At 70.5% G+C, this 11,348-nt stretch carries 9 protein-coding genes; 4 read left to right on the top strand and 5 right to left on the bottom strand.

Annotated elements, in window-relative coordinates:
• The 5 genes from D3272_RS07060 to D3272_RS07040 all read right to left on the bottom strand — a co-directional run.
• Nucleotides 1–258: flagellin N-terminal helical domain-containing protein (locus D3272_RS07060; protein WP_487343525.1), on the bottom strand; the 258-nt coding region annotated here is incomplete at its 3' end.
• Nucleotides 259–446: 188 nt separating this feature from the next.
• Nucleotides 447–1,271: a flagellar type III secretion system pore protein FliP gene (locus D3272_RS07055; RefSeq protein ID WP_245496438.1), complete on the bottom strand. Its 825-nt coding sequence runs from the start codon at nucleotides 1,269–1,271 to the stop codon at nucleotides 447–449.
• A gap of 97 nt (nucleotides 1,272–1,368) precedes the next feature.
• A complete protein-coding gene (locus tag D3272_RS07050; RefSeq protein WP_129218459.1) occupies nucleotides 1,369–1,860 on the bottom strand; it encodes a flagellar basal body-associated FliL family protein in 492 nt (163 codons plus the stop codon).
• A gap of 18 nt (nucleotides 1,861–1,878) precedes the next feature.
• Nucleotides 1,879–2,607, bottom strand: coding sequence for a flagellar basal body L-ring protein FlgH (gene flgH / locus D3272_RS07045; RefSeq protein WP_129218458.1), 729 nt, complete (start codon nucleotides 2,605–2,607; stop codon nucleotides 1,879–1,881).
• Nucleotides 2,604–3,167, bottom strand: a complete 564-nt coding sequence (locus tag D3272_RS07040) for a MotE family protein (RefSeq protein ID WP_129218457.1) — start codon at nucleotides 3,165–3,167, stop codon at nucleotides 2,604–2,606. The genes flgH and D3272_RS07040 overlap by 4 nt, the downstream gene beginning before the upstream one ends.
• A 233-nt stretch (nucleotides 3,168–3,400) precedes the next feature.
• On the opposite strand from D3272_RS07040, the gene D3272_RS07035 reads away from it, so the two are divergent.
• The 4 genes from D3272_RS07035 to glgC all read left to right on the top strand — a co-directional run bounded on the left by D3272_RS07035 (nucleotide 3,401) and on the right by glgC (nucleotide 11,341).
• Nucleotides 3,401–5,116: an AMP-binding protein gene (locus tag D3272_RS07035; RefSeq protein ID WP_129218456.1), complete on the top strand. Its 1,716-nt coding sequence runs from the start codon at nucleotides 3,401–3,403 to the stop codon at nucleotides 5,114–5,116.
• A 184-nt stretch (nucleotides 5,117–5,300) separates the two neighbouring features.
• Nucleotides 5,301–7,802, top strand: coding sequence for a glycogen/starch/alpha-glucan phosphorylase (locus D3272_RS07030; protein WP_129218455.1), 2,502 nt, complete (start codon nucleotides 5,301–5,303; stop codon nucleotides 7,800–7,802).
• A gap of 11 nt (nucleotides 7,803–7,813) precedes the next feature.
• Nucleotides 7,814–10,018, top strand: a complete 2,205-nt coding sequence (glgB, locus tag D3272_RS07025) for a 1,4-alpha-glucan branching protein GlgB (RefSeq protein ID WP_129218454.1) — start codon at nucleotides 7,814–7,816, stop codon at nucleotides 10,016–10,018.
• A gap of 54 nt (nucleotides 10,019–10,072) precedes the next feature.
• Nucleotides 10,073–11,341 (top strand): glucose-1-phosphate adenylyltransferase, encoded by a 1,269-nt coding sequence (gene glgC / locus D3272_RS07020; RefSeq protein WP_129218453.1) that lies wholly within the window; start codon nucleotides 10,073–10,075, stop codon nucleotides 11,339–11,341.
• The last annotated feature ends 7 nt before the right edge of the window (nucleotides 11,342–11,348 follow it).

Raw genomic sequence — 11,348 nt, 5'->3', positions numbered from 1 at the left:
GGTCTCGACGCTGTTCATCGCCGAAGTGGCGGTGTTGAGCACCGAAGCGCCGAGGTTCAGCGCGTTCGACACGGCGCCGAGCGCGCTCACGTCGGACTTCATGCTGGTGGAGATCGACCAGTAGGCGGCGTTGTCCGACGCCTGGGCGACGGCGAGGCCGGACGAGATCTGCGCCTGCGTCTTGCCCAGGTCCTTCTGGGTCATCGACAGGTTCTGCAGCGCCGTCATGGCGGAATTGTTGGTCAGCAGGCTCGACATGGCAAAGGTTCCGGCGGGTCAATGGATCGGGGTGGACATCCCGGTTTCGACCGGACACGGGCGCGGCTTCATGCCTTCGAGGGGTGAGGTGCCCGGCACCGCCCTCGATCTCGTGTGACTTCAAGCTAGCCGTTCACCCTTGCGGCAAGGTTAACGCCGGGCGCTCCGTCAACCTTAATTCTCCACCTTCACGAATAGGAGCGGATCAGGCTTCCCACCAGCATGTTCCAGCCGTCGATCAGCACGAAGAACAGCACCTTCAACGGCAGCGAGATGACCGAGGGCGACAGCATCATCATGCCCATCGACATGGTGATGGTCGACACCACGAGGTCGATGACGAGGAACGGCAGGGCGATGAGGAAGCCGATCTCGAAGCCGCGGCGGATCTCCGAGATCATGAAGGCCGGGATCAGCACGCGCAGGTCCACGGCCGCACGGTCACCGGCGGCGGGTGCCCCGGCAGGGGGTGCAGCGGCGGGCGGCGTCGCGCCGGGCGCGGCTGGGGCGGGGCTGGCGGCGCCGGGCGCCGCCGGGGCGGGGGTGGCGGTGCCGGCCGCCGCCGCGTTGTTGGCCCGGATGCTCGGCGGGGCGAGGTCGTCGAAGAGCTTCAGGTCCTTGTCGCGCACCTGGCCGAGCATGAACTCCCGGAAGGGCCCGGTGATGCGCGTATAGGCCTCGCCCTCGGCGATCTTGCCGTCGAGCAGCGGGCGCAGCCCCGTGTCGTAGGCGCGGTCGAAGGTCGGCGCCATGACGTAGAAGGTCATGAACAGCGACAGGCTGACCAGGATGATGTTGGCGGGCGTCGTCTGCAGCCCGAGGCCGGAGCGCAGGAACGAGAAGGCGATGGCGAAGCGGGTGAAGCTCGTCACCATGACGAGCAGCCCGGGCGCGATGGACAGCACCGTCAGCAGCCCAACGAGCTGCACGATGCGGCCGCTCGCGGTGCCGCCGGCCTGCGGCAGCACGTTGCCGAGGTCGATCGACTGGGCGGCGGCCGGCCCCGCCGCCATAGCTGCCAGGATCAGGACCGAGGCCAGGGCCAGGCCGAGGGTCGCGGCGCGGCGCGTCGCCCGGTTCAGCATGGGGCCGAACGCCTGCGGGCCCGTCTCATCGCACCACCAGCATCTCGATCAGGAGCTCCCGCACCTTGCCGTCGGACCGGAGCTGGGCCCGCTCGTTGAGGTCGTCCCGCAGGGCTTCGAGGCCGCTCGCGCCCTGGATCTGCTCCAGTGTCAGCGTGCGGACGAAGGCCAGGATGTCCTCGCCAACCTTCCTGCCGACGAGCTCCATCGCGGGCGCGTCGTTCTTGTCGTAGACGATGGCGGTTTGCAAGCGGATCCACGAGCCGTCCGGCGCCGCGAGGTTGGTGACGACGGGGGCGAGTTCCTTCAGCACGCGCTCGCCCCCCGCCGCCCCCGCGGCGGCCGCGGCGGGCTTGGCGGCCTCGGGGGGGGCCGCGGTCTTGTCGGCGGCGGCGCGCGTCATGGCGACGATCTGCTTGCCGATCAGCGCGCCGCCGCCGCCGGCCGCCAGGGTCAGCACCAGGATCGGCACCAGCGCGCCGATCTTGGAGGGCTTCTTGGGGGCGTCGTCCGCCATGGCGCGTCGGTCCCCGGCTCAGAAGGGTTTCATGGCGTCGTAGAGCTGGTGGCCCCAGCCCGGCTGCTGCACCTCGCTCATGCGCCCGCGCCCGCCGTAGGAGATGCGCGCCTCGGCGATCTTGTCGTACGCGATGGTGTTCTCCTTGGTGATGTCGCGCGGCCGCACCACCCCCGCCACGTTGATGACGCGCAACTCGTCGTTGACCCGCATTTCCTGCGAGCCCGAGATCAGCATGTTGCCGTCCGGCAGCACGCCCGTCACCACCACCGCCACCGCGAAGGTGATCTTCTCCGAGCGGTCGACGTTGCCCACGCCCGACGCCGCCGAGGTCGAGTTGATGTCGAGCTGGGGCGCGATCTTGAAGGGCGTCGAGCCGAGGCCGGGCGTCACGTCGAAGCCGTTGCCGATCTTGGCCGTGGTGGTGCGGTCCGACGAATTGCCGAGCTTGGCCTTGTCGTCCATGGCGATGTTCACCGTCAGCACGTCGCCGACCCGCGCGGCGCGCACGTCGCGGAACAGGTTCGCGCGGTCGTCGTCCCACAGCGATTGCGGGCTCGAGCGCGGCGGCGCCGGAAAGCCGTAGGCGGCGAAGGGCGTCACGTCGGACTGGAGCCCGTGGCCCACGGCGGACATTTCGGGCGCCCGGCCGATGTCGGCCGGCGGTGTCGAGCAGGCGGCGAGCACGGCGCACAGGGGCAGCAGCGCCAGGGGAGCGCGCGACGCGCGGAAGGCGGTCCGCGTCATGATCTCGGCTCCTCGGCAGGCGGTGGTGGCGGCGGCTGCGGTTTGTCGGGCGGCGGCACGAGCCCCGCGATGGTGTTGACGAGCTTCACGGCCCGTTCGGCCGGGATCTCGTTCAGGATGGCGGAGGCCTGCCGGGCGTTGAGGCCGCGCAGCACGGCCGCCGCCGTGGCGTCGTCGAGGGCCGCCACCTGCTGGGCGGCGGCATCGGGGCGCATCTTGCCGTAGATGGCGACGAGCGAGTCCTCGGCGTGCTTGCGGGCCTCCTCGTGCGCCGCCAGCACCGCTTTCACCTCGACCTCCTTGGCTTCGAGCGCGGCGACGCGCTCGGCGATGCCGGCCTGCAGCTCGTTCAGCTTGCGGGTCTGCAGGGCGAAGCGGGCGTCGGCCGCCGCCGCCGCCACGTTCTGGCAGAAGCGCTGCGCGTCGGTCGGGGCCGGCAAGGCGGCGGGCAAGGCGGCCGGCACGGCCGGGCCGGGCGCCGGCCCCGCCGCATGGGCCGCCACGGGGCAGAGGCCGAGCAGCGCGGCGATGAGGCCATGTCGGGCGAAGCTGGGGCGCATGGCGGAGGGTTCGGCCTCGGTGGCGGGATTGCGTGGCCAACCCTGCCGCCCCGAACTTGCCTCGGGCTGTTCCGCGCCGAATCCGCTTCCCAGCCCCCCGCGGCCTTCTGCTATCGTGGCGCGAGGCGCAGGGCGCAGGGCGCAGGGCGCGAGGCGCGAGGCGCGAGGCGCGCGGACCGGCAGCGTCCGGCGCGGCACCGGGACAACCCGGGCCGCGATCACGGGAGGTGTTCATGACGAGCTTCGCCGAGGCCCGGGCCTTCCTGCTCCGCCACCGGGAGGACTACGAGGCCGCCGTGGCGGGCTTCCGCTGGCCCGATGCGACGGACTTCAACTGGGCGCTCGACTGGTTCGACGCCGTGCTCGCCACGGAGCCCGACAGCCGCGACCGGCCGGCCCTGCGCATCGTCGACCTCGCGGCCGGCACCGACCGGTCGATCGGCTTCGCCGACCTGTCGCGCCGCTCGAACCGGGTGGCGAACCTCCTGGCGGGGCGCGGCATCGCCAAGGGCGACCGCGTGGTGCTGCTGGCCGGCAGCGTGCAGCCGCTCTGGGAAGCGATGCTGGCCGCCATGAAGCTCGGCGCCGTGGTGATCCCGGCGACCACGGCCCTCACGGCCTCCGAACTGGGCGACCGGCTGGAGCGCGGCCGCGCCCGCGCCGTTGTGGCGGCGCCCGACCAGGCGGCGAAATGCGAGGCCGTCGCGTCGCCGGGGACGCTGCGCTTCGTCACCGAAGGGCCGGCGGCGCCGGGCTGGACCAGCCTCGACGAGGCCGAGGGCCTGCCCGACGGCTTCGCCCCGGCGCAGCGCGCGTCCGGCGAGGACCCGCTGCTGCTGTATTTCACCTCTGGCACCACCGCCCTGCCGAAGCTCGTGCGCCACAGCCACGCCAGCTACCCCGTCGGGGCGCTCTCGACCCTCTATTGGCTCGGGCTGAAGCCCGGGGACCTCCACCTCAACGTGTCCTCGCCGGGCTGGGCCAAACATGCCTGGAGCTCGGTCTTCGCGCCCTGGGCGGCCGGCGCCACCGTGGTGGCGATCAACCAGCCGCGGTTCGAGGCGGCGCCGCTGCTCGCCGCCATCGCGCGCTGCGGCGTCACCACGCTGTGCGCGCCGCCCACCGCCTGGCGCCTCTTCGTGCAGGAGGACCTCGCGGCCGTGCGGACCAGCCTGCGCGAAGTCTGCGGGGCCGGCGAGCCGCTGAACCCGGAGGTGATCGAGACGGTGCGCCGCGCCTGGGGCCTCACCATCCGGGACGGCTACGGCCAGACCGAGACCACCGCCCAGGTCGGCAATTCCCCCGGCCAGCCCGTCAAGCCCGGCGCCATGGGGCGCCCGCTGCCCGGCTACGTCGTCGACCTCCTCGACCCGGACGGGCGGCCCGCCGCGGAGGGCGAGGTCTGCCTGCGGCTCGGCGCATCGCGGCCCCTCGGCCTCATGCAGGGATACGAGGGCGAGGGCGGGACGGTCGGGGGCGCCGACGGCGCGCTGTTCCGCACGGGCGACGTGGCCTTCCGCGACGCCGACCGCTACCTCACCTTCGTGGGCCGGGCCGACGACGTGTTCAAATCGTCGGACTACCGCATCAGCCCCTTCGAGCTCGAAAGCGTGCTGGTCGAGCATCCGGCCGTGATCGAGGCCGCCGTGGTGCCGAGGCCGGACCCGCTGCGCCTCGCCGTGCCGGTGGCCTACGTGATCCCGGCGGCCGGGGCGGCGCCCGACCGCGCCACGGCGCTGTCGATCTTCCGCCTGCTCGGGGCGCGGCTCGCCCCCTTCAAGCGGGTGCGCCACATCGTCTTCGTGGACGCGCTGCCCAAGACAATCTCGGGCAAGATCCGCCGCGTCGAGCTGCGCCGCCGCGAAAGCGCCGCTCCGGAGGCGGCGCCCTCGACCGGGGCGGCGGTCTTCGACCTCGCCGGCTTCACGGCGGACGACCTCGCGCCCTGAAGCGGCACCGTGGTGGGAATCGTGCAACACTGGCGCGCGGTCGCGCACCGGCGCCGGTGCCGGGACCCGTCGACGCCTTTGCAAATTCTCCCCGGGATGGGAGACGTGGTGCCGGACGCGGACAAGCCGTCGCGGCGCCGGCCTGCCGGGGCGGGATCCGACACAGAATTCCAGGGGGAACACCATGACGACCGAACAGCGTGACGCGGCCGGCCCTGGCACCGCCCTGCCGGAAGATCACCTGCGCTCGGGGAGCAGCGTCGACGACCTGCGCGGCGCCGTGCTGGCGAAGCTCGCCTACGCGGTCGGCAAGACGCAACCCGACGCCAGCCAGCGGGACTGGTTCCTGGCGACCGCCCTCGCGGTGCGCGACCGCATCGTCCAGGGCTGGCAGAACTCCTACCGCGCCACCAACGCGGGCGGAACCAAGCGCGTCTACTACATGTCGCTGGAGTTCCTGATCGGCCGCCTCATGTTCGATGCGCTGACCAACCTCGGCCTCACCGATGCCATGCGCGAAGCGCTGTCCGGCCTCGGCGTCGACCTCGACACCCTGCGCGAGGTCGAGCCCGACGCGGCGCTCGGCAACGGCGGCCTCGGCCGCCTCGCCGCCTGCTTCATGGAAAGCATGGCGACCCTGGCGGTGCCGGCCTACGGCTACGGCATCCGCTACGAGAACGGGCTGTTCCGCCAGGTCGTCAAGGACGGCTGGCAGCAGGAATATCCCGAGAACTGGCTGTCCTTCGGCAACCCGTGGGAATTCGCCCGCCCCGAGATCGCCTACGACATCGGCTTCGGCGGCCACGTCGAGACGCTGCCGACCGAGGCCGGCCCGCCGCGCTACGAGTGGTTCCCCTCCGAGACCGTCGAGGCCGTCGCCTACGACACGCCAGTGGTGGGCTGGCGCGGCCAGCACGTGAACACGCTGCGGCTGTGGTCGGCCCGGGCCGGCGATCCCCTGCGGCTCGACGCCTTCAACCAGGGCGACCATGTCGGCGCCATGGCGGACCGGGTGCGGGCCGAGGCCATCTCGAAGGTGCTCTACCCGTCGGACGCGACGCCCGCCGGACAGGAACTGCGCCTGCGCCAGGAATATTTCTTCGCCGCCGCCTCGCTGCAGGACCTGGTGCGCCGGCACCTGAAGAAATACCCGACGCTGCACAACCTGCCCGACAAGGCCGCCATCCAGCTCAACGACACCCATCCGGCCATCGCCGTGGTGGAGTTGATGCGCATCCTCGTCGACCTGCAGACCATGCCCTGGGCCGAAGCCTGGGAGATCACCCAGGCGACCTTCGGCTACACCAACCACACCCTGCTGCCCGAAGCCCTCGAGACCTGGCCGGTGCCGCTGATGGAGCGGCTGCTGCCGCGCCACATGCAGATCATCTACCTCGTCAACGCCCTCCACCTCGACAAGCTGCGCGCCGCCGGCCAGAGCGACGTCGAGGTGCTGCGCTCCGTGTCGATCATCGCGGAAGGCTGGGGCCAGCAGCGCGTGAAGATGGGGACGCTGGCCTTCATCGGCTCGCACCGCATCAACGGCGTGTCGGCGCTCCACACCGACCTCATGCGCCAGACGGTGTTCCGCGACCTCAACGCCCTCTACCCCGACCGCATCAACAACAAGACCAACGGCATCACCTTCCGCCGCTGGCTCATCGAGGCCAACCCGGCGCTCACCGCCATCCTGGTCGACGTGCTCGGCCCGGCCGTGCTGGACGACCCGTCCCGCCTGGAGGGGCTCGCCGCCCATGCCGGCGACCCGGCCCTGCAGGCCCGCATCCGGGCCGCCAAGCGCGACAACAAGCTGGCGCTCGGCCGCATCATCGCGGCGCGCACCGGCGTCCAGGTCGACCCCGACGCGCTGTTCGACATCCAGATCAAGCGCATCCACGAATACAAGCGCCAGCACCTCAACCTGCTGGAAACGGTGGCGCTCTACAACGCCATCCGGGCCGAGCCCTGGCGCGACTGGGCGCCGCGGGTGAAGATCTTCGCCGGCAAGGCGGCGGCGAGCTACCACACGGCCAAACTCATCATCAAGCTCGCCAACGACGTCGCCCGCACCATCAACGACGACCCGACCGTGCGGGGCCGGCTGAAGGTGGTGTTCCTGCCCAACTACAACGTGAGCCTCGCCGAGCGCATCATCCCGGCCGCCGACCTGTCCGAGCAGATCTCGACGGCCGGCATGGAGGCTTCGGGCACCGGCAACATGAAGCTGGCGCTGAACGGCGCCCTGACGATCGGCACGCTCGACGGCGCCAACGTCGAGATCAAGGAGCGGGTGGGCGACGACAATATCTTCATCTTCGGCCTCACCGCCGAGCAGGTCGCCGAGCGCCACCGCACGGGCCTGTCGGCCCGGGACACGATCGCGGCCTCGCCGCGCCTGGCGGAAGTGCTCGAAGCCGTGTCGTCCGGCGTCTTCTCGCCCGACGACACGGGACGCTACAAGGACTTCGTCCAGGCGTTGTCCGACAACGATCATTTTCTCGTCACCGCGGATTTCGACGCATACTATGCGGCGCAAAGGCAGGTCGACGCGTTGTGGCGTGACGAGGCGGCGTGGTGGCGCTGCAGCATCATGAACACGGCCCGCGTCGGATGGTTCTCGTCCGACCGGACCATCGGCGAATACGCCCGGGACATCTGGAACGTCCCGGTCGCGGCGGCTGAGTAGAGGGAGGCACCATGGTCGAGAGCGGCTGGCAGGCGAGCGACGGGGATGTCGCCGCCATCGTGGCCGCCCGCCACGGGGACCCGTTCTCGGTCCTCGGGCAACACCAGACGCAGGCGGGCCCGGTGGTGCGGGCCTTCGTGCCCTATGCCGAAACGCTGCACGCCGTGGGGCCCGACGGGGCCGTGCACGATCTCGAGGCGCGTCCCGGTGCCGAAGGGTTCTTCGAGGGCCCGGTGCCGGACGGGACCGTCCGTTACCGCCTCAAGGCCGGCAATGCCGGCGGCGGCTGGGACCTCGAGAACCCCTACGCCTTCGGCCCCGTCCTGGGCTCGCTCGACGACCACCTCTTCGTCGAGGGCACCCACCGCGAACTCTACCGGCAGCTCGGCGCCCACGCCCGCACCCACGAGGGCGCGGCGGGCGTGCATTTCGCCGTCTGGGCGCCCAACGCGCAGCGCGTCTCGGTCGTGGGCGATTTCAACGACTGGGACGGGCGCCGGCTCGCCATGCGCAAGCGCATCGAGAGCGGCCTGTGGGAGATCTTCGCCCCCGGCGTGACGCCGGGCACGCGCTACAAATACGAGATCCTGGGCCGCGACGGCCGCCTGCTGCCGTTGAAGGCCGACCCCGTCGGGTTCCAGGGCGAGTTTCGCCCCTCGACGGCCTCGGAGGTCGTCGACCCCACGCCGTTCCGCTGGACGGACGAGGCCTACCTGGCGTCGCGCCAGGAGGGCGACAAGCGGCGCCAGCCCATGTCGACCTACGAGGTCCACCTCGGCTCCTGGAAGCGCAAGGCCGGCAACGCCTTCCTGACCTATGCCGAACTCGCCGACGACCTCATCCCCTACGCGGTCGACATGGGCTTCACCCATCTCGAACTCATGCCGGTGTCGGAGCACCCGCTCGACGCCTCCTGGGGCTACCAGCCGGTCGGCCTCTACGCGCCCACGCGGCGCTTCGGCGAGGCGGCGGACTTCGCCCGCTTCGTCGACCGGGCCCACGCGGCGGGCCTCGGCGTCATCATCGACTGGGTGCCGGCGCATTTCCCCGTGGACGTTCACGGCCTCGCCAAGTTCGACGGCACCTCGCTCTACGACTACGCCGACCCGCGCCGCGGCTTCCATCCGGACTGGAACACCGCCATCTACGACTTCGCCCGGGCGGAAGTGGCGGGCTTCCTCGCCGCCAATGCCGTCTACTGGCTCGACCAGTTCCACATCGACGGGCTGCGCGTCGATGCCGTGGCGTCGATGCTCTACCTCGACTATTCGCGCAAGGCCGGCGAGTGGGTGCCCAACTGGGACGGCGGCAACGACAACCGCGAGGCCGTGGACTTCCTGAAGCGCGTCAACCAGCTCGTCTACGCCACCCATCCCGGCACCATGACGATCGCCGAAGAATCCACCTCCTGGCCCGGCGTGTCGCGCCCCGTCTACGCGGGCGGGCTCGGCTTCGGCTTCAAGTGGAACATGGGCTGGATGCACGACACGCTGGAGTTCATGTCGCAGGACCCGGTGCATCGCCGCTGGCATTACGACCGGATGACCTTCGGCCTGCTCTACGCCTTCTCGGAGAATTTCGTCCTGCCGCTGAGCCACGACGAGGTCGTGCACGGCAAGAAGTCCATCGTGTCCAAGATGCCGGGCGACGACTGGCAGCGCTTCGCCAACGTCCGCGCCTATTACGGCTTCATGTGGGGCCACCCCGGCAAGAAGCTGCTGTTCATGGGCAGCGAGTTCGGCCAGACGGCGGAGTGGAACTTCGACCGCAGCCTCGACTGGCACCTCCTCGAATACGACATCCACCGCGGCGTGCAGGACCTCATCCGCGACCTCAACGCCGCCTACCGGGCGACGCCGGCGCTGCACGTGCGGGACTGCGAGCCCGAGGGCTTCCGCTGGGTCGTGGCCGACGACCATGCCAATTCCGTCCTGGCCTGGCTGCGCTTCGGCGAGCCCGGCGACGCGCCCGTCCTGGTCGTGTCCAACTTCACGCCCGTCCCGCGCGAGCGCTACCGCGTGGGACTGCCCTTCGCGGGCGCGTGGCGGGAGATCGTCAACACCGACGCGGGGCGGTACGGCGGCTCGAACCTCGGCAATCTCGGGGGCGTCACGGCCCGACCGGAGCCGTCGCATGGTCTCCCGGCCTCGGCCGAGGTCGTGCTGCCGCCGCTCGCGACGGTGTATTTCCAATTCACGGGTGCCGGCTCCCATTGAAGGATCCGCGTCCTTGAGCGCAGAATTCGATAAGCGTACCGGGGGGAAGACGACATGTATGACAGACCAGCAGGTCAGGCGCCGATCTCCCGCAACGCGATGGCCTATGTTCTGGCCGGCGGGCGGGGTTCGCGCCTGCTGGAACTGACGGACCGGCGCGCCAAGCCGGCCGTGTATTTTGGCGGCAAGACCCGCATCATCGACTTCGCGCTGTCGAACGCCCTCAATTCCGGCATCCGCCGCATCGCCGTGGCGACGCAGTACAAGGCCCACAGCCTCATCCGCCACCTCGGCCGCGGCTGGAACTTCCTGCGCCCCGAGCGCAACGAGAGCTTCGACGTGCTGCCCGCCAGCCAGCGCGTCGACGAGAACATGTGGTACCTCGGCACCGCCGATGCCGTGTACCAGAACATCGACATCATCGAGTCCTACGGCCCACAATACATGGTCATCCTGGCGGGCGACCACGTCTACAAGATGGACTACGAGAAGATGCTGCAGCAGCACGTCGACTCGGGGGCCGACGTGACGGTGGGCTGCCTCGAGGTGCCGCGGATGGAGGCGGTGGCGTTCGGCGTGATGCACGTCGACGAGCAGAACAGGATCATCTCCTTCCTGGAGAAGCCCAAGGATCCGCCCGCCATGCCGGGCAAGCCCGAGGCGGCCCTGGCCTCGATGGGCATCTACGTCTTCGAGACCAAGTTCCTGATTGAGGCGCTGAAGCGCGACGCCGCCAAGCCGGGCTCCAACCGCGACTTCGGCAAGGACATCATCCCCGACATCGTCGAGCAGGGCAAAGCCGTCGCCCACCACTTCTCCCAGTCCTGCGTGCGCTCGACGCACGAGAACGAGGCCTATTGGCGCGACGTCGGCACGGTGGACGCCTATTGGGAGGCCAACATCGACCTCACCGCCGTGGTGCCGAGCCTCGACCTGTTCGATCAGGACTGGCCGATCTGGACCTACAACGAGCTGACGGCGCCGGCGAAATTCGTCCACGACGCCGAGAACCGCCGCGGCGTCGCGGTGTCGTCGCTGGTGTCGGGCGGCTGCCTGGTGTCGGGCGCCGGCATCCACAATTCGTTGCTGTTCACGGGCGTGCGGGTCAATTCCTACACCCACGTCGACCGGGCCGTGATCCTGCCCTATTCCAACATCGGGCGCGGGGCGCGGCTGCGGAACTGCATCGTGGACAGCGGCGTGCAGATCCCCGACGGGCTGGTGATCGGCGACGACCCGGAGCTCGACGCGTCGCGCTTCCGCCGCACCGACAAGGGCATCTGTCTCGTCACCCAGCCCATGATCGACCGGCTGAACGGCTGAGCCCGGC

Source organism: Lichenibacterium ramalinae (assembly GCF_004137085.1).
GTDB lineage: Bacteria > Pseudomonadota > Alphaproteobacteria > Rhizobiales > Beijerinckiaceae > Lichenihabitans > Lichenihabitans ramalinae.
The sequence above is the reverse complement of the archived record's forward strand: the minus strand, read 5'-3'. Positions and strand labels throughout refer to the sequence as shown.

What these genes read in the sequence shown, in the direction of transcription:
- D3272_RS07055 (WP_245496438.1), bottom strand. Translation starts at nt 1,271, where the DNA reads ATGGCGGCGGGGCCGGCCGCCGCCCAGTCGATCGACCTCGGCAACGTG.
- D3272_RS07050 (WP_129218459.1), bottom strand. Translation starts at nt 1,860, where the DNA reads ATGGCGGACGACGCCCCCAAGAAGCCCTCCAAGATCGGCGCGCTGGTG.
- flgH (WP_129218458.1), bottom strand. Translation starts at nt 2,607, where the DNA reads ATGACGCGGACCGCCTTCCGCGCGTCGCGCGCTCCCCTGGCGCTGCTG.
- D3272_RS07040 (WP_129218457.1), bottom strand. Translation starts at nt 3,167, where the DNA reads ATGCGCCCCAGCTTCGCCCGACATGGCCTCATCGCCGCGCTGCTCGGC.
- D3272_RS07035 (WP_129218456.1), top strand. Translation starts at nt 3,401, where the DNA reads ATGACGAGCTTCGCCGAGGCCCGGGCCTTCCTGCTCCGCCACCGGGAG.
- D3272_RS07030 (WP_129218455.1), top strand. Translation starts at nt 5,301, where the DNA reads ATGACGACCGAACAGCGTGACGCGGCCGGCCCTGGCACCGCCCTGCCG.
- glgB (WP_129218454.1), top strand. Translation starts at nt 7,814, where the DNA reads ATGGTCGAGAGCGGCTGGCAGGCGAGCGACGGGGATGTCGCCGCCATC.
- glgC (WP_129218453.1), top strand. Translation starts at nt 10,073, where the DNA reads ATGTATGACAGACCAGCAGGTCAGGCGCCGATCTCCCGCAACGCGATG.